Here is an 18,236-nt window from a genome sequence, read left to right as displayed (position 1 = left end):
CATGCGCGCTTTGCAACTGATTGACGATCGCAAGCTTGAGATCACCGACCTTCCGGAACCGGATGCGCCCGGCCCGGGCGAGGTTACGCTGCGTGTCAAGGCCGTTGCCCTCAATCACATCGATGTCTGGGGCTGGCGCGGCATGGCGTTTGCTAAGCGCAAGATGCCGCTGGTGATCGGCGCGGAAGCTGCAGGCGTTGTGGAAACGATCGGGCCTGGCGTTGCCAACGTCCTGCCAGGCCAGCTTGTATCGATCTATGGCGCCCGCACCTGCGGTCTCTGCCGTCCGTGCAGCGAGGGACGCGACAATCTCTGTGAGCATGTCTCCGGCGTTCACGGCTTCCACCTTGACGGATTCGCCCAGGAAAAGGTGAACCTGCCGGCGCGCCTGCTGGTTCCTGCTCCTCCGGGCGTTGACGCGATTGGCGCCGCACTCGCTCCGGTAACCTTCGGAACGGTTGAGCACATGCTGTTCGACAACGCCAAGCTGGAGCCGGGCGAAACCATCCTAGTTCATGCGGGTGGTTCCGGCATTGGCACGGCGGCGATTCAGCTCGCCAAGAAGATCGGCTGCACTGTCATCACGACTGTCGGCTCCGACGACAAGATCGAGAAGGCCAAGGCACTCGGCGCGGATCACGTCATCAACTACCGCACGGACCGCTTCGAAGGCGTCGTTCGCAAGCTGACCAAGAAGAAGGGCGTCGACGTCGTTTTCGAGCACGTCGGCAAGGACACCTGGGCAGGCTCAATGCTGTCGATGAAGCGCGGCGGCCGCCTCGTGACCTGCGGCTCGACGTCCGGCGTTTCCACCGACATGAACCTGATGATGCTCTTCCAGCAGCAGCTGAAGCTGCTCGGCTCGTTCGGTTGCCGCATGGAGAACATGGCGAACGCCATGCAAAAAATGGGGCGCGGACTGGTGCATCCTGTCATCGATACTGAAGTCCGATTCGATGACATCGATCGGGCATTGGAGCGCATGGAATCGCGTCAGATCTTCGGCAAGATCATCCTCAAGATGGATTGAGCCCTTGAAGCTCTTCATCACTAAGATCGTGCTGGCTCTCATCCACTTTCGCCAGTGGTTGATCGCCCAGGCGATGTTCGGTTTCCTGAACTTCCTGAAGCTGTTCCCGGCTGACGGTGCGATCAACTTCGCGGATTGGCTGACCCGCAAGCTCGGTCCGCGCACGAAACGTCACCGGCTGATGCTGACCAATCTCCGCAATGCCTTTCCCGAAAAGGGCGATGCTGAGATTGAGGAGATTGCCTTAGCGAGCTGGGGCAACATGGGGCGGCTTGCTGCAGAGTACGTGTTCCTCGACCGACTGTTTGATTTCGAGTATCAACGCGAAGAGCCAGGCCGGGTTGAAGTCTCGGGGATACCGATCTTCATCGACCTACTCGAAAATCCGCGTCCCTTTATCGTATTCACGGGGCATACCGGCAATTTCGAACTCTTGCCGGTGGCCGGTGCGGCGTTCGGTCTCTATGTGTCCGTCCTTTTCCGGCCACCGAACAATCCCTATGTCGCGCAGAAAGTCTTCGACTTTCGCAGCGCCCGCATGGGCAAGCTGGTCCCATCTCACGCTGGTTCGTCGTTTGCGCTGGCCCGGCAGCTTGAAGCGGGGCAGGGCGTCGGCGTGCTGGTTGACCAGAAGTTCGGCAAGGGACTGAATACAAAGTTCTTCGGCCTCGACGTAAAGACCAATCCGCTGCTTGGAAAGCTGGTCCGGCAGTTCAACTGCGACGTTTATCCGGCACGCTGCATTCGGCTTCCGGGAAATCGCTATCGGCTGGAGATAGAGCCGAAGCTTGAGATGCCGCGGGATGCCAACGGCAATCTCGACATGGTCGCGACTGCGCAGCTCCTGAACGACAAGGTGGAAAGCTGGGTTCGAGAATATCCTGAGCAATGGCTTTGGTATCACGACCGCTGGAAGATAAAGCACGACGTCCTGAAGTAAACGCTCTGGCGATCCCTACATCTTGTCATTGAAAAACAGTGATATGCGTTCATTGAATGTGAACGAGCGTCATGTTACCAATTTCCATCAAGGCGAGTGGCCGGACACCGGCGGCTTCAACTTGCGTGATGCAAAGCTCGGCCGATCTCGGTGGCATTCTTTTAGAGGATGTATTTGGAGGCGTCTTGCTGGGACTTTTTCGGGCGTTTTCGTTGTGTTGTGCGCAAATCGACGCGGCCATCGCTGCGGGGGATGATCTGCGCGTAAGCGTACTCGATTGCTCGGTCGAGCCACTTGTCGATGCGATCCTTGCGCATCCCGCAACTACAGTTCTCGAAGTTCACATGCAGCTCGAATTTGTTGGCTGCCTTATCGAGCAGTATGCCGAAGACAGCGAGTCCGTGCGCGGCTATGTCGGATTGCTCTCGTCCTTGATGGACAAGTATTTCGGTAGTGCGACGCCGCGGTGGCGGATGCCTCCGGTGGAACGGCTGCCTGTCGCCGATCCCTTCGCATTTACGCCGAATGTCGACAACGGCAACTTCTTGAACGCTGCAATCCTCGATGCAATGCCGGACCGCGTCGCCGTGCTGACGCGAGACTATCGCTACCTCTATTCCAACACCGTGAACTCGGCATATCTCGGCCGGAAGCCGATCGACATGATTGGGCGTCATCTGATCGAGTTCATCGGCGAAAAGCGCTTCTACGAGGGGCCGAAGGCGAAGCTCGACGAATGTTTCGCCGGACGTGGCAGCGATTATGCGTACGAGCGTCGCGACGGCGCCACCATGAGGACTGTTCGTTGCCGTATGTCACCGCTTCGCGATTCGTCGGGAAGCGTCATTGGAGCTCTGATCGTTCTACAGCACGCTGGAGCGACAGCGTCCACCGTCGCGGCGTGATCAGCTCTTCGTCCAGACGGCGAGTTCATACCCATCCGGATCACTGAAGTGAAACCGGCGTCCGCCGGGGAATCCGGTGATCGGCTTCACTATGGTTCCGCCGGCGCTTTCCACACTTGAAAGGGCGGCTTCAAGATCGTCAGCATAGAGGACGATGAGAGCTCCACCGGGCCGCGGAGTGCCCAATGTCGTAAAGCCGCCTTTGAGCCGTCCATCATCGAATTCGCAGTATTCCGAGCCGTAGTCGGTAAAGGACCAGCCGAAAGCCTTGCCGTAGAACGCTTTCGAAGCCTCGATGTTGTTGACATTGAATTCGACGTAATCGATGCGTCGGTTGTCCGTTGGTGTGGCCATGATTTCCCCCTATGCTTCCATCAATGCCTTCAGTGCCGCCAGATCTTTCGCGATATGGGCGGCATCGGCCTCGAACTGCTCATCGGTCATGCCAGGGATGCGTAACAACGTGAACATGATCTCGCAGCCGTCGCCATTCGGCACGATGCGGAGCGCGTTGTAGACCCGCAAGCCGCTCTCGATCGTCACGGTATGATCGATGACGCCGAACTCGTTGTGCGGGACGAAACTGACGTTGACTGCACCGAGTGTGCCGGTCGCAATCCAGTCATCTCCACTGAGTTCGAGCCCGGACGCCAAGCCCGACGCCCACAGCGGCATGTTTTCAGGGGCCGCGGCGAAGGCATAGACATCACGCCAGTTCCGGTCGATGGAGCGGTGGACGATCTTTGCGGTCATCGTAGACATGGCGCTTTCCTGCGTGGTTCTAAATGGAAATAGCAGAATGTCCGTTTTCGTATTGAAGAAAACGGACGTTCAACCGGCCAATTGCTGCTGGAGCTGCATTGGCGTCAGTGTCGAAATTTCGCGCGCATCGCGGGTCATGTGAGCCTGATCCGCATAGCCAGCCGCTGCGGCCAGTTCCGCGAGTGGGAGGGCCTTCGGACTTCGACATAGACCGAGCATTCCCTGAAAGCGGCGAATTCGAGCGAGCATTTTCGGCCCATAGCCGAAATGGGTATGGCAGCGCCGGCGAAGCTGGCGGGCGCCGATCGAGAGTTCGTCGAGCATCGCATCGGCGAGGCTCCCTGATTGTGACAGGTCGCTCGCTCGCGTAAATACCGATGCCATGTCACTGGCTGGTGCCGTATGTCTGGTGGCCGCCTGCTCAAGTGCGGTCTTCAACTGCAGCAGGCGTTCGTACGGTTCCGCACAGCCTCCCAGCCGTTCATTCAATCGTAGCGCCGCTGCGCCCCAAAAATTCTCCAGAGGAATGGATTGGCCGACAATCTCGCAGAGTGGCACCCGGAGCCAGTCGGCGGCTGCGCCCGGGGCGAACCGAGCCCCCACGATCCTTTCTCCGCCGGCAATCGATGGGAAGGCACTACTCCGGTCAGGCCCCGCGACCACAAGTCTGCCACCCATCCAGACGATGTCGCAGTAGCCGTCCGGCACAATGGCAATCCTGTGCTCGGGGCCGTCGTGGATATCGTGTGACCACAGGCAGTGAAAATGAGCTGCAAGCACGGGCGTCGGCGCATACTCCCTATACCAACCGGCGCGTGACGCCAAAACGGCGGCCTCCTGTGCTGCTGTGCGGCTCATCGTTCCCATTCCTGTGATGCTACGAGGGAATATGGCTTAGTTTGGAATGCCGGCAATACGAGGCCAATTCGAAGGCGAATCGAACTTGCCGTTTGAGCCAGAGAGTGCCACAACACCGGTCCAAATTGACTCATCGGAGGTGTATCGTGGAAAAGGCAGAAATCGGGCTGATCGGCCTTGCCGTCATGGGTTCCAACCTGGCGCTCAACATTGCGGAAAAAGGCAACAAGATTGCTGTTTTCAACCGTACTCCTGAGAAAACGGATGAGTTCTACGAAAGCGCCGGCGATCTGAAGAAGCAGATCATTCCCTGCAAGACGATCGAAGAGTTCGTCGAGGCGATCCGCCCGCCACGCCCGATCATCATCATGATCAAGGCCGGCGAGGCCGTCGACCAGCAGATGGAGGCGCTGCGGCCGCACCTTACCAAGGGCGACATCATGATCGATGCCGGCAACGCCAATTTCCGCGACACGATCGCCCGTTTCGATCGCCTGAAGAACACCGACCTGACCTTCATTGGCATGGGCGTCTCGGGTGGCGAGGAAGGTGCGCGTCATGGTCCTTCAATCATGGTCGGCGGCACCGAAGACTCCTGGAAGCGCGTCGAGAAGGTGCTGACCTCGATTGCCGCCAAGTACAATGATGATCCGTGCGTCGCCTGGCTCGGCAATGACGGTGCCGGCCACTTCGTCAAGACGATCCACAACGGCATCGAATATGCCGATATGCAGATGATCGCTGAAATCTACGGCATCCTGCGCGACGGGCTTGGCAAGAGCGCCAAGGACATCAGTGGTATCTTCGGCGAATGGAACAAGGGTCGCCTGAACTCCTACCTGATCGAGATCTCCGAGAAGGTGCTGGCCGCCAGCGATCCGGTCTCCGGCGGCCCGATGGTCGACATGATCCTCGACAAGGCGGGTCAGAAGGGTACCGGCAAATGGTCGGCCATCGAAGCCCAGAATATGGGCATCCCGGCCACCGCAATCGAAGCGGCTGTCGCCGCTCGCAGCCTGTCATCGATGAAGACCGAGCGCGAGGCGGCCGAGAAGATCTTCGGCAAGCCGGAATACAAGTTCCCGATCGCCTACGGTCCGGACCTCGACAAGGATCTCGAATTGGCGCTTTTCGCCGCCAAGATCGGTGCCTACGCGCAGGGCTTTGCGGTGATGGCGGAAGCCTCGCGCGAGTTCAACTGGTCGCTGCCGATGCCTGTCATCGCCAAGATCTGGCGTGCCGGCTGCATCATCCGCTCGCAGTTCCTCGACGAGATCACCTCGGCCTTCACCAAGGCTCCGGATGCGGCCAACCTGATCGTGACGCCGGCCTTCTCCGAGATGGTGAAGGAATCGCTGCCGGCCCTGCGGCGTGTGGTCGGTGCTGCTCTGCAGGCTGGGCTGCCGGTTCCGGCGCTGACCTCGGCTTTGACCTACTTCGATGCCTATCGCCAGGGCCGCGGCACCGCCAACCTGATCCAGGCACAGCGCGACTTCTTCGGCGCCCATGGCTTCGACCGCCTCGACGGCAAGGACTTCCACCACGGCCCATGGGGCAGTGGTGCGGCCACATTCTAAGTTTGCTGAGAGTTGCCAGCCGGGATCGCCCGGCTGGCAATCGCATCAGAAGCGGATGTCCTCGATCGGACGAACCAGGATACGGGCGCTGCCAGCATCGAAATCGTCTAGGGTTTCGTTATGGTGCGCGACGATGTCGGCGAAGTTCAGCGTGTCCGAGTCGGCTGTCGTGTGCCCATCGGCAACAAGCGTGACATTGTAGCCCAGCGACACCGCACGCCTGACCGTCGTGTCCACGCAGAACTGGGTCATGCAGCCGCCGACGATGAGATGCGTGACGTTTCGCTCTGCCAACCTGTCGGCGAGATCCGTTTCGAAAAACGAGTCCGAGCTCTTCTTGTGAACAACCATGTCGCCATTGACTGGCGAAAGTTCTGGTCGGATCGCCCAGCCGTCAGTGCCGACAGCCAGCCGATGGCCGGGATCGCCGTCGTGCTGCACGAGGACAACGGGTGCGCCGACTCGGTGGGCTTCGGCACGCAACGACTGCAGGCGTGAAACGGTTTCGTTCAGCGCTGCATCGATGATGGGTTGACGGTCGGGACTGCTCTTTCCCGCAAGAATGGCGTTTTGAACGTCAATGATCAGCAGTGCCGTGGTCATGTCCAGTGAATCTCCACCGTGATTGCTCGTATTCTAGCGCCAGCAGATAGCGTTGCCTTGACGATGAGCTATTTGCCCTCTCGCGACCAGACCGGCTGGCTGATACTTTGCAGCAGTTCTGGCTCAATCCCGTCAATGCGCGCGATGACAGCCTTCGCCATCTCCCGACCGGCATGGCGAACATCCTCATAGGCGGTGATGATCTCCGGGCGGATCCAGTTGAGGATCGGCGCCGATTCCTTTGAGACCATATCCACGTCCACGCCAAGCCGCTTGCCGGCGGCTTCAATGCCGGCGTTGACGGCGATGGCAGCGCTTCCGGCCGAGCAGACGATTCCGTCCGGCGCATTGGGCGCGCGCATCATCGCCTCGACGGCGTTGCGGATTTCCTCCAGCGGGTTATCGATCGTGACGCGCAGCGGTACTTCCTCGGCCCCGTAGTCGTGCAGTCCGGTCTGAAAGCCGATGCGGGTATGTGTGTAGTAGGTCAGCTTGCTCGGCGGTTGAAGGAGCGCAATGCGCTTGCGGCCCCTGCCGACGAGCTTTTCAACCGCCTGATGAGCAAACGCCTCGTTGTCGAAGTCGTGAAAGGGATGGGTGAGGCCGGCATCGGTGCGCCCATGCGTCGCAAACGGCATGTTGTGCTCGGCGAGCAGGCGGACGCGCGGATCGTCGGGCTCGATGCGCGAGATGATGACCCCGTCGGCGGACCCCGTTTCCAGGATGTAGCGCACCGGCAGCATCGGATCCTTGCTGTGGGAGTGCGGCGTAACGACGATGTGATACGGCGTGCCGGTCAGCACTTCCGAGATGCCGAACACCATCTGGCTGCTGAAGCCCATGATTTCTTCATCGATGCTGAGGACCAGCGCAATGACATTGGTCTTGCCGGTTCGCAGGCGCACGCCCGCCCTGTTCGGCTGGTAGCCGAGTTGGCGGGCGACCATACGAACGCGCTCCTTGGTCTCCGCGCCGATATCAGGAGCATCCTTGAGCGCCCGCGACACGGTCGTGACGCCAAGGCCCGTCATGAAGGCAATCGTCTTGAGTGTCGGTCGTTCTCGAGTTGCCTCGGACGCCGCCCCTGCAAAATTTGCTTTATTTTCCATCCCTCTAGGCCGTCCTGCGCGATTTTGGTCCGCTTATAGTGTCTTTTCGAAGCGCTGTAAGCACAATGAGCGCAAAAGCTGCTCCTCCCCTCTGAAGAAGCAAAATCTGTAACGATACAGTTCAAATGTCGAGTGTCTTTTTTCAGAAACGCGCGACGTGTACTCTCATTGGTTGAAACTAGGATTTTTGCCCGGATTTTTTGCAGGTGCGAGCGCGGGTGAGCGCAAGGATCTTAAGACGATTCATAAATATATATAAAAATCATATAAATACGCGAATTGTGCAAGCGCGAGATTCGCCACCTGTCCCTGTAGCACACTGTCGAAATACGAGGCAGTTTGACAGGCAATGGTAGCAAATGGCCGGCAACGGGAAAAATTTCGCGTATGGCTGTTGCACCCAAATATCGATTGAACTAAGTTTTTCCGGCAACGTTTCAGTGAGGGAGGAGAACTCATGAATTTTCGTTTGATGGCGGCTGCGCTCGCCGCTTCCGTCGTGCTGCCGCTCGGTGCGGCGAACGCGACCGATCTTGAAGTCACGCATTGGTGGACGTCCGGCGGCGAAGCTGCTGCCGTGGCTGAACTCGCCAAGGCATTCGATGCGACCGGCAACAAGTGGGTCGACGGCGCAATCGCCGGTTCCGGTGGTACCGCACGTCCGATCATGATCAGCCGCATCACCGGCGGCGACCCGATGGGTGCCACGCAGTTCAACCATGGTCGCCAGGCGGAAGAACTGGTCCAGGCTGGCCTGATGCGGGACCTGACCGACGTCGCAACCGCCGAGCATTGGAAGGACATCATCCGTCCGTCGAGCCTGCTCGATTCCTGCACGATCGACGGCAAGATCTATTGCGCCCCGGTCAATATCCACTCCTGGCAGTGGCTGTGGCTCTCGAATGCAGCCTTCAAGAAGGCTGGCGTCGAAGTGCCGAAGAACTGGGACGAATTCGTCGCCTCGGCTCCGGCGCTTGAAAAGGCCGGCATCGTGCCGCTCGCCGTTGGTGGTCAGCCGTGGCAGGCCGCTGGCGCGTTCGACGTGCTGATGGTGGCGATCGCCGGCAAGGACACCTTCCTGAAGGTGTTCAAGGACAAGGATGCCGAAGCGGCTGCCGGTCCGGAGATTGCGAAGGTCTTCAAGGCTGCCGACGACGCTCGCAAGATGTCGAAGGGCAGCAACGTTCAGGACTGGAACCAGGCAACCAATCTTGTCATTACCGGCAAGGCCGGCGGGCAGATCATGGGCGACTGGGCGCAGGGTGAGTTCCAGTTGGCTGGTCAGAAGGCCGGTAGCGACTACACCTGCCTTCCGGGCCTCGGCGTGAACGAGATCATCTCCACTGGCGGCGACGCGTTCTACTTCCCGAAGCTCAAGGACGCTGACAAGTCGAAGGCGCAGGACGTTCTCGCCAAGACGCTGCTCGACCCCAAGACTCAGGTTGCCTTCAACCTGAAGAAGGGCTCGCTGCCGGTTCGCGGCGACGTTGATCTCGCTGCTGCCAACGACTGCATGAAGAAGGGTCTGGACATCCTCGCCAAGGGCAATGTCATCCAGGGCACGGACCAGCTCCTCTCTGCAGACAGCCAGAAGCAGAAGGAAGACCTCTTCTCCGAGTTCTTCGCAAATCCGTCGATGACGCCGGAAGCCGCTCAGAAGCGCTTCGCTGAAATCATCGGTTCTGCTGACTGATCGTAGCATTCCGATGCTGTTGCGATCCGGCTCCGCTCGACGGGGCCGGATTTGCCCGGAACTCCCATCGTGATCCGGGTGGTAGCAGCGCTCGGGACTGACTCGTGCTGATACACGGTCGGTCTCGATATGGGAGTGAGAAGAGGAGGCGACCGGCAGACGTTCGCCGCTCTGGATCACAGAGGAATTGCGATTCAGGAGGAATTACAATGACGGGTCAAGCGAAAGCAGGCCGGCCAAATCAACTACTGCGCAATCTGAATTCGAAGATTGCATCCATCCCCATGATCCTGACCGCGCTGGTCATTTTTCTCGGCGGCACGGCGTGGACGGTGTTCTATTCATTCACCAATTCGAAGCTCCTTCCGCGGTTGAGCTTCGTCGGTTTCGATCAGTACAAGCGCCTTTGGGCCGCTCCACGCTGGATCGTTTCCATCGAGAACCTTGCCGTCTACGGCGTTCTCTCCCTTATCTTCAGCCTTGTGATCGGCTTCGTGCTCGCGGCCCTGATGGATCAGAAGATCCGGTTCGAGAACACGTTCCGCACGATCTTTCTGTACCCCTTTGCTCTCTCGTTCATCGTGACGGGCCTCGTCTGGCAGTGGGTGCTCAATCCGGAGTTCGGCATCCAGTCCGTTGTCCGTGCGCTCGGCTGGTCGAGCTTCACCTTCGATCCGCTCTATACGCCAAGCATCGTCATCTACGGCATCCTGATTGCTGCTCTCTGGCAGGGCACCGGACTTGTCATGTGCCTGATGCTGGCCGGTCTGCGCGGCATCGACGAAGACATCTGGAAGGCTGCGCGCGTCGACGGCATCCCGATGTGGAAGACCTATCTCTTCATTGTCATTCCGATGATGCGGCCGGTGTTCATCACGACGCTCGTGATCATCGCGAGCGGCATCGTCAAGGTCTACGACCTCGTGGTGGCGCAGACATCGGGCGGTCCCGGTATCGCGTCGGAAGTTCCCGCCAAATACGTCTACGACTACATGTTCCAGGCGCAGAATCTGGGGCAGGGCTTCGCCGCCTCGACCATGATGCTGATCACCGTTGCGATCATCATCATCCCCTGGGCCTATCTGGAATTCGGAGGGCGTAAACGTGCCTGATGCTATTGCTCTCAACACTGCCGCGTCCGGCAAGTCCGTGTCCGGCCCCAGCGGTCCGAAGCCGAAGCGGGTCATTTCTCCGCGCAACATCATGCTCTACGGCACGCTCTTCGTTGCCGCCGCATATTACCTGCTTCCGCTTTACGTGATGATTGTCACGTCACTGAAGGGGATGCCTGAAATCCGGCTCGGGAACATCTTCTCGCCGCCCGTCGAAATCACCTTCGAGCCGTGGGTGAAGGCCTGGGCGACGGCCTGCACGGGTCTCAACTGTGACGGTCTCTCGCGCGGCTTCTGGAATTCGGTGCGCATCACCGTTCCGTCAGTGGTTGTCTCTATCGCAATTGCCTCTGTGAACGGCTATGCGCTCGCCAACTGGCGCTTCAAGGGATCCGAACTGTTCTTCGCGATCCTCGTCGTCGGTGCGTTCATTCCCTATCAGGTGATGATTTATCCGATCGTTATCGTGTTGCGCGAAATGGGGATCTACGGGACGCTGACCGGCCTCATCATCGTGCACAGCATTTTCGGCATGCCGATCCTGACGCTGCTGTTCCGCAACTACTTCGCATCACTGCCGCAGGAACTCTTCAAGGCGGCGCGCATCGACGGGGCGGGGTTCTGGCAGATCTTCTTCAAGATCATGCTGCCCATGTCGCTGCCGATCTTCGTCGTCGCCATGATCCTGCAGGTCACGGGCATCTGGAACGACTTCCTGTTCGGCGTGGTCTTCACGCGGCCGGAGTACTACCCGATGACCGTGCAGCTCAACAACATCGTCAATTCCGTCCAGGGCGTGAAGGAATACAACGTCAACATGGCCGCAACGATCCTCACGGGTCTGGTGCCGCTCGTTGTTTACTTCGTATCGGGACGTCTGTTCGTCCGTGGCATCGCCGCCGGCGCAGTGAAAGGCTGATCCATGAATTCAAGTGTTTCCATCCGCGATCTGTCTTTGAATTTCGGCGCGGTCAGCGTTCTCAAGGACCTTAATCTCGAAATCAACGACGGCGAATTCCTCGTGCTGCTCGGCTCGTCCGGTTGTGGCAAGTCGACCTTGCTCAACTGCATCGCCGGCCTGCTCGACGCCTCCGACGGCCAGATCTTCATCAAGGGCAAGAACGTCACTTGGGAAGAACCCAAGGACCGAGGCATCGGCATGGTGTTCCAGTCCTATGCGCTCTACCCGCAGATGACGGTCGAGAAGAACCTCTCCTTCGGCCTGCAGGTGGCCAAGGTGTCGCAGCAGGAGATCGACAAGCGCGTGGCACGCGCCTCCGAGATCCTACAGATCCAGCCGCTCTTGAAGCGCAAGCCGGCCGAGCTTTCTGGCGGCCAGCGCCAGCGCGTGGCGATCGGCCGTGCACTGGTGCGCGATGTGGACGTGTTCCTCTTCGACGAACCGCTGTCGAACCTCGACGCCAAGCTGCGTTCGGAGTTGCGCGTCGAGATCAAGCGCCTGCACCAGTCGCTGAAGAACACGATGATCTACGTCACCCACGACCAGATCGAGGCACTGACGCTCGCCGACCGCATCGCGATCATGAAGAACGGCATCATCCAGCAGCTCGCCGATCCGACGACGATCTACAACAAGCCACGCAATCTCTTCGTTGCCGGCTTCATCGGTTCGCCGTCGATGAACTTCCTGCGCGGAGAGATCACCAGGCAGGGAGATCAGACGTTCTTCACCGCCAATGGCGTTAATTTCTCTGTCGCCGAGTACGATACGCCGGAGACGCTGCAGGCTGGTCGCAAGGTCATCCTCGGCGTTCGTCCAGAACATGTGAAGGTCAACGAGAACCTCGGTGCCGAGGTTCACGATGCGACCGTCGACATCGAAGAGCCGATGGGCGCCGACAACCTGCTCTGGCTGAAGCACGCCGGCCACACGATGTCGGTGCGTATCAATGGCGCGCGCCGCTTCAATCCCGGCACGGCCGTCAAGCTCGGTTTCGATATGTCCTTGGCGTCAATCTTCGATGCCGAGACCGAGCTGCGCCTTTAGAAACCGCAATGCGGGCGGAGCTCTGGTTCCGCCCGTTCGTCCAATCGGCCATCTGGCCACCAAGTTCGGCTGCGGCTCGCGTGTGCGGGCATTCCCAAGCGCGGCTCGATCAGGATAATGCTATGACATCCTTGCCGACAAACGGGTTCAACCTCGACCTTTCCGGATCGTGGACTCTCAGCTCAACCGATGGCGAAGTTACGACGGCGATTACACTGCCGGGTGATGTGCACACTGCGCTGCATGCCGCCGAGCTTATTCCGGATCCCTATTTTGGCCGTAACGAGGAAGTCATCCAGTGGGTGGCGCATCGCGACTGGGTTCTTGAGCGCAGTTTCACGCTGTCGGAGCCGGATGGCGACTGGTATCTCGACATCGACTACCTCGATACGGTGGCCGCTGTCTTCATCAACGGCTCGCCGGTCTTGCTCGCGGATAACAGCTTCCGGCGCTATCGACCTGATGTCGGCGGCCAGCTGAAGGCCGGCGACAACGTTATTCGCATTGTCCTGCATTCAAGCATCGCGGCGGGCGCCGACCGGCAGGCCAGGCAGCCTTTCTATATTCCCTATTCGACGGGCAACTCGCCGATCCCCAACGGCAACATGCTGCGCAAGCCGCAGTGCCATTTCGGCTGGGACTGGAACATTGCCATCGCTCCACTCGGCCTCTACGGGACGATCGCACTGCGCAAGCTAGAAACGGCTCGCATCGAGCACGTCACGACGCGGCAGGTTCATAACCTCAACGGCTCCGTAAACCTCCAGGTTACCGCGACCCTGTTTGCCAAGAATCCGGGCATCGTGCCTGTGCATTTCTCGCTCGATGGCGAGCGTGTTCGTCTCGACGTTGGTGTCGGAGCCGGCGAAACGGTCGTCAATCATGTCTTCGAAATCGAGAAGCCGCGGCTCTGGTGGCCGTCGGACAGCGGCGAGCAGGCGCTTTATGCGCTGACGGTTGATTTGCCATCGGATGCCGTCACCAAGCAGATCGGTCTTCGCACCGTCGAACTGATCACGACGCCGGATGCTGCTGGCGCCCGTTTTGCGCTGAAGGTGAATGGCCGCGAAATCTTCTGCCGCGGCGCCAACTGGATCCCGGCCGATGCGCTGTTTTCGCTCTCGTCGCCCGAAAAGACCGAGGATCTCTTGCAGTCGGCCAAATCGGCCAACATGAATATGATCCGTGTCTGGGGTGGCGGCTTCTACGAGCACGATCATTTCTACGATCTCTGCGACCGGCTCGGCCTCATGGTCTGGCAGGACTTCATGTTCGCCTGCAATCTCTATCCCTCGACCGAAGACTTCCTCGACAACGTTTCGCTCGAGGTCGATTATCAGGTCCGCCGCCTGAACTCGCATCCGTCGATCGCGCTCTGGTGCGGTGACAACGAACTCGTGGGGGCGCTGACCTGGTTCGAGGAATCGCGCAAGGACCGCGACCGCTATCTAGTCTCCTACGATCGCCTGAACCGCGTGATCGAGCAAGCGATGAAGAAGGCAGCCCCGGATGCGATCTGGTGGCCGTCGAGCCCGGCATCCGGCTATCTCGATTTCGGCGATGCCTGGCATGCCGACGGCTCCGGCGACATGCATTACTGGTCGGTCTGGCACGAGAACAAGTCGTTCGACAATTATCGCTCGGTGCGGCCGCGCTTCTGCTCGGAATTCGGCTTCCAGTCCTATACCTCGCTGCCCGTCATCAAGACCTATGCCAATGCCAAGGACATGAACGTCGCGTCGCCCGTCATGGAACTGCACCAGAAGAATGCGGGCGGCAACGAGCGCATTGCTGGCACCATGTTCCGCTACTTCCGCTTCCCGAAGGATTTCCCGAACTTCGTCTATCTCAGCCAGATCCAGCAGGGTCTAGCGATCAAGACGGCGGTGGAATACTGGCGGTCGCTGAAGCCGCATTGCATGGGCACGATCTACTGGCAGCTCAACGACACCTGGCCGGTGGCCTCGTGGTCGAGCCTCGATTACGGCGGGCGCTGGAAGGCAATGCACTATCTCGTCAAGCGCTTCTTCCAGCCGGTGGCGGTTGCCGCCATCCCATCGGAAGACGGCAAGCAGATCCGTTTCTCGCTGGTCAACGACACGCTCGCAGAAGTCAGCGTCGACCTGTCGATCTCCGTTATCGACATGAAGGGCGAACGCAAGCACCTGAAGGATGTGCAGGCGGTCTGCACCCCTGACGCAGCCGTGACGGCCACCAGCATCGACGTCTCGGAGATCCCCGCAGGCACGCTGCTTGCCTGGCGCTTCACGGCATCGAATGGCATGGGCGGCGAGGGGCACTACGTTCACGGCACCTACAAGGCGCTGGAGCTCGAGCCGGCGGGCCTGATGGTCACGCACGAATATGTCGAGGAAGACGGCTCCGTCTGCCTCAACGTCACCGCGAAGGGACTTGCTCTCTTCGTGATGATCGAGACCGACACCGACGGCAAGTATTCCGACAATGCCTTCGATCTGGCGGCGGGCGAGACGCGCCGCATCACCTTCACCCCGGCAACGCCGCTCGAGGGCGGCGCACTACCGGATTTCCGTTTCTACGACCTGCAATCCTGTCAGTCCGTGGATTGATCCTGACTGAAATGTAATGGGCACGAGGCCCGAGGAGGAATGATGACGAAACTGAGTTTCCAGCTTTACAGCGCCCGCAACTTCCAGCCCTATTCGGCGATCTTTGAAAAGCTCGGCAAGGCCGGCTATCAGGAAGTCGAAGGCTTCGGTGGCATCTACGCCGATCTCGACGATGCCGGCCTGAACAGCCTGCGCGCAGAACTCGACAAGAACGGCTTGACGATGGCAAGCGGCCATTTCAGCCCCGATTTCCTCGACGGTGAAGTCAAGAAGTCGCTGAACATCGCCAAGATCCTTGGCATGGACTCGATCTATGCGCCGCATCTGGCAGCCGAACAGCGCCCGACCGATGGTGCCGGCTGGCTGGCATTCGGCAAGCGCCTGCAGGAAATGAGCAAGCCCTACAAGGATGCGGGCTATGAGTTCGGCTGGCATAACCACGACTTCGAATTCGTGAAGCTCGCTGACGGTTCGCTGCCGATCGAGCGCATCTTTGAAGGCGCGCCTGACATTTCCTGGGAAGCGGACATCGCCTGGGTCGTTCGCGGCGGCGCGGATCCGTTTGCATGGATCGAGAAGCTCGGCTCGCGCATCACGTCAGCACACGTCAAGGACATCGCGCCCGCAGGAGAGAACAAGAACGAGGATGGCTGGGCAGACGTCGGCCACGGCACGCTGCCTTGGGCAAAGCTTATTGCAGCTCTCAAGGGCACCAAGACCAAGCACTACGTCGTCGAGCATGACAATCCGGCAGATGTCGATCGCCTGATCACCCGCTCGATCGCATCCTTCAAGACCTACTGAGGCAAATCATGACCAAGGAACTTGGCGTCGGCATCATCGGATGCGGCAACATCTCCACCACCTACTTCTCGCTCGCTCCGCTCTTCAAGGGCCTCAAGATCGTCGCCTGCGCCGACCTCAATATGCAGGCGGCCGAGGCCCGCGCCGAGGAATACGGCGTCAAGGCGCAGACGATCGACGAGCTTCTCGCCAATGACGAGGTTGACGTCGTCGTCAACCTGACCATCCCGGATGCGCATTTCCCGGTTTCGAAGTCGATCCTTGAAGCCGGCAAGCACGTCTACTCGGAAAAGCCGCTGGTTCTCACCCTCGAGCAGGGTGAGGAACTGCGCCGTATCGCCAAGGAGAAGAACCTCTCCGTCGGTTGCGCGCCGGATACCTTCCTCGGCGGCGCACACCAGCTGGCCCGCAAGTTCATCGACGACGGCGGCATCGGCCGCGTTACCTCGGGTGCGTGCTATGTCATGAGCCCGGGCATGGAGATGTGGCATCCGAACCCGGACTTCTTCTTCCTGCCCGGCGGGGGGCCGATCCTCGATCTCGGTCCTTACTACATCGCCAACCTGATCAACCTGATCGGACCGGTGAAGCGCGTCGGCGCCATGACCTCCATGGCTTCTCCGACCCGTACGATCACCAGCGAGCCGCGCAACGGCGAGGTGATCCCGGTGAAGACGCCGACGACGATCCAGGCGATCCTGGAATTCGTCAGCGGTGCGACCGTCACGCTGACGGCAAGCTGGGATGTCTGGTCTCACCGCCACGCCAACATGGAACTCTACGGCACCGAGGGCTCCATCTACGTGCCGGATCCGAACTTCTTCGGCGGCGTCGTAGAGGCCAGCGGCAAGGACAAGGACATCAAGCCGCTCGACGGTTGGGAGCACCCCTTCGGCATCAACAACCAGGAGAGCCAGCAGGGACCGCGCGCCAACTATCGCACCGCAGGTCTTGCCGACATGGCGATGGGGATCATCGAGGGCCGCGATGCGCGTTGCTCGCTCGATCGCACGCTGCACGGCGTCGACGTCATGACGTCCATCCTGAAATCGGGCGAAGAGGGCCGCTTCATCGAGCTGACGACGACCTGCACGCAGCCGGCCGCACTCGGCATCGAAGAGGCGCAGGCGCTCTTGAAGTAAGTGCCTAAAGGTCTATGGTCCGGCGCGGGCGACGAGCCCGCGCCGTTTCTATACGAGGGATGAATACTATGAGCTGGCAACCGGCTTCCGACCGCTATTCAAAGATGAAGTACAATCGCACGGGCCGTTCTGGCCTGAAGCTGCCGGCCGTTTCGCTCGGCCTCTGGCATAATTTCGGCGGCGACACGCCGCATGACCGCAAGATCGACATGTGCCGCACGGCCTTCGATCTCGGCATCACGCATTTCGACCTCGCCAACAACTACGGCCCGCCTCCCGGCAGCGCCGAAACCGCCTTCGGCGAAATCCTGCGCACGGAATTTGCCGGCCTGCGCGACGAACTGATCATCTCGTCCAAGGCCGGCTACGACATGTGGCCGGGTCCCTATGGCGAGTGGGGCAGCCGCAAGTATCTGATCGCTTCCTGCGACCAGAGCCTGAAGCGCATGGGTCTCGACTATGTCGATATCTTCTATTCGCACCGCTTCGATCCGGATACGCCGCTCGAGGAAACCTGCGGTGCGCTCGATCATATCGTTCGCTCCGGCCGTGCGCTGTATGTCGGCATCTCGTCCTACAATTCACAGCGCACCCGCGAGGCAGCAGCTATCTTGAAGGACCTCGGCACGCCCTGCCTGATCCACCAGCCGAGCTATTCCATGCTCAACCGCTGGGTCGAGGACGACAAGCTGCTCGATACGCTCGATGAGGTCGGCATGGGCTCGATCGTGTTCTCGCCGCTGGCGCAGGGCATGCTGACCACGAAGTATCTCGGCGGCATTCCTGGCGATAGCCGTGCGGCGCAGAACCACTTCCTCAAGAAGGACTTCATCCGTCCTCAGATCATCGATAACATCCGCAAGCTCAACGAGATCGCGGAACGCCGCGGCCAGACGCTGGCGCAGATGGCGATCGCCTGGGTGCTGCGCGGCGGCCGCGTGACCTCAGCGCTGATCGGCGCCAGCCGCTCGTCGCAGATCGTCGACTGCGTGAAGGCGCTCGACAATCTCGACTTCACCGCGGACGAGCTTACGGAGATCGATGGCTACGCCCGCGAGGCCGACATCAATCTCTGGGCAAAGTCAGCAGAACGCGAGTAAACCGA

At 59.9% G+C, this 18,236-nt stretch carries 17 protein-coding genes; 12 read left to right on the top strand and 5 right to left on the bottom strand.

Going from position 1 to position 18,236, the window contains the following annotated elements; translation table 11 throughout:
- Position 1 precedes the first annotated feature (1 nt).
- The 3 genes from FHT97_RS13605 (at position 2) to FHT97_RS13595 (ending at position 2,875) form a co-directional block, all read left to right on the top strand.
- The gene (locus tag FHT97_RS13605) at positions 2-1,030 is read left to right on the top strand and encodes a zinc-binding dehydrogenase (RefSeq protein ID WP_183756313.1); all 1,029 of its coding nucleotides are present in this window, start codon (positions 2-4) and stop codon (positions 1,028-1,030) included.
- Between the two features lie 4 nt (positions 1,031-1,034).
- A complete protein-coding gene (locus FHT97_RS13600) occupies positions 1,035-1,970 on the top strand; it encodes a lipid A biosynthesis lauroyl acyltransferase (protein WP_183862833.1) in 936 nt (311 codons plus the stop codon).
- 185 nt (positions 1,971-2,155) lie between these two features.
- Positions 2,156-2,875 (top strand): PAS domain-containing protein, encoded by a 720-nt coding sequence (locus FHT97_RS13595; protein ID WP_183862831.1) that lies wholly within the window; start codon positions 2,156-2,158, stop codon positions 2,873-2,875.
- Here FHT97_RS13595 and FHT97_RS13590 read toward each other — a convergent pair whose 3' ends face one another.
- The 3 genes from FHT97_RS13590 to FHT97_RS13580 all read right to left on the bottom strand — a co-directional run bounded on the left by FHT97_RS13590 (position 2,876) and on the right by FHT97_RS13580 (position 4,495).
- Positions 2,876-3,229: a VOC family protein gene (locus FHT97_RS13590; RefSeq protein WP_183862829.1), complete on the bottom strand. Its 354-nt coding sequence runs from the start codon at positions 3,227-3,229 to the stop codon at positions 2,876-2,878.
- Positions 3,230-3,238: 9 nt separating this feature from the next.
- Positions 3,239-3,637 carry an SRPBCC family protein gene (locus FHT97_RS13585; protein WP_183862827.1) on the bottom strand — a complete coding sequence of 133 codons (399 nt, stop codon included), beginning with the start codon at positions 3,635-3,637 and terminating at the stop codon, positions 3,239-3,241.
- A 69-nt stretch (positions 3,638-3,706) separates the two neighbouring features.
- Positions 3,707-4,495 (bottom strand): DUF6597 domain-containing transcriptional factor, encoded by a 789-nt coding sequence (locus FHT97_RS13580; RefSeq protein WP_183862825.1) that lies wholly within the window; start codon positions 4,493-4,495, stop codon positions 3,707-3,709.
- A 146-nt stretch (positions 4,496-4,641) separates the two neighbouring features.
- Here FHT97_RS13580 and gndA point away from each other — a divergent pair, with 146 nt between their 5' ends.
- Positions 4,642-6,072, top strand: coding sequence for an NADP-dependent phosphogluconate dehydrogenase (gndA, locus tag FHT97_RS13575; protein ID WP_183862822.1), 1,431 nt, complete (start codon positions 4,642-4,644; stop codon positions 6,070-6,072).
- Between the two features lie 45 nt (positions 6,073-6,117).
- Here gndA and FHT97_RS13570 read toward each other — a convergent pair whose 3' ends face one another.
- Together FHT97_RS13570 and FHT97_RS13565 are read right to left on the bottom strand one after the other, a co-directional pair.
- A complete protein-coding gene (locus tag FHT97_RS13570) occupies positions 6,118-6,675 on the bottom strand; it encodes a cysteine hydrolase family protein (RefSeq protein WP_183862820.1) in 558 nt (185 codons plus the stop codon).
- Positions 6,676-6,743: 68 nt separating this feature from the next.
- Positions 6,744-7,784, bottom strand: coding sequence for a LacI family transcriptional regulator (locus FHT97_RS13565; protein WP_183862818.1), 1,041 nt, complete (start codon positions 7,782-7,784; stop codon positions 6,744-6,746).
- A 457-nt stretch (positions 7,785-8,241) separates the two neighbouring features.
- Here FHT97_RS13565 and FHT97_RS13560 point away from each other — a divergent pair, with 457 nt between their 5' ends.
- From FHT97_RS13560 to mgrA, 8 genes are all read left to right on the top strand, one after another.
- Positions 8,242-9,477, top strand: coding sequence for an ABC transporter substrate-binding protein (locus tag FHT97_RS13560; RefSeq protein ID WP_183862816.1), 1,236 nt, complete (start codon positions 8,242-8,244; stop codon positions 9,475-9,477).
- Between the two features lie 209 nt (positions 9,478-9,686).
- Entirely contained in the window at positions 9,687-10,589 is a 903-nt protein-coding gene (locus FHT97_RS13555) for a sugar ABC transporter permease (protein ID WP_183756323.1), read from the top strand.
- Complete coding sequence (locus FHT97_RS13550; protein WP_183756324.1) at positions 10,582-11,508, top strand: carbohydrate ABC transporter permease; 927 nt, start codon at positions 10,582-10,584, stop codon at positions 11,506-11,508. The genes FHT97_RS13555 and FHT97_RS13550 overlap by 8 nt, the downstream gene beginning before the upstream one ends.
- A gap of 3 nt (positions 11,509-11,511) precedes the next feature.
- Positions 11,512-12,597, top strand: a complete 1,086-nt coding sequence (locus tag FHT97_RS13545; RefSeq protein WP_183862814.1) for an ABC transporter ATP-binding protein — start codon at positions 11,512-11,514, stop codon at positions 12,595-12,597.
- Between the two features lie 122 nt (positions 12,598-12,719).
- Positions 12,720-15,185, top strand: a complete 2,466-nt coding sequence (locus tag FHT97_RS13540; RefSeq protein ID WP_183862812.1) for a glycoside hydrolase family 2 protein — start codon at positions 12,720-12,722, stop codon at positions 15,183-15,185.
- 42 nt (positions 15,186-15,227) lie between these two features.
- Positions 15,228-15,989, top strand: coding sequence for a sugar phosphate isomerase/epimerase (locus tag FHT97_RS13535; protein ID WP_183862810.1), 762 nt, complete (start codon positions 15,228-15,230; stop codon positions 15,987-15,989).
- An 8-nt stretch (positions 15,990-15,997) separates the two neighbouring features.
- Positions 15,998-17,131 (top strand): Gfo/Idh/MocA family oxidoreductase, encoded by a 1,134-nt coding sequence (locus FHT97_RS13530; RefSeq protein ID WP_183862808.1) that lies wholly within the window; start codon positions 15,998-16,000, stop codon positions 17,129-17,131.
- A gap of 68 nt (positions 17,132-17,199) precedes the next feature.
- Positions 17,200-18,231 (top strand): L-glyceraldehyde 3-phosphate reductase, encoded by a 1,032-nt coding sequence (gene mgrA, locus FHT97_RS13525; RefSeq protein WP_183862806.1) that lies wholly within the window; start codon positions 17,200-17,202, stop codon positions 18,229-18,231.
- Positions 18,232-18,236: the final 5 nt, after the last annotated feature.

Source organism: Rhizobium sp. BK399, from assembly GCF_014194695.1.
GTDB lineage: Bacteria > Pseudomonadota > Alphaproteobacteria > Rhizobiales > Rhizobiaceae > Rhizobium.
This window is presented reverse-complemented; position numbering and strand designations above follow the sequence as displayed.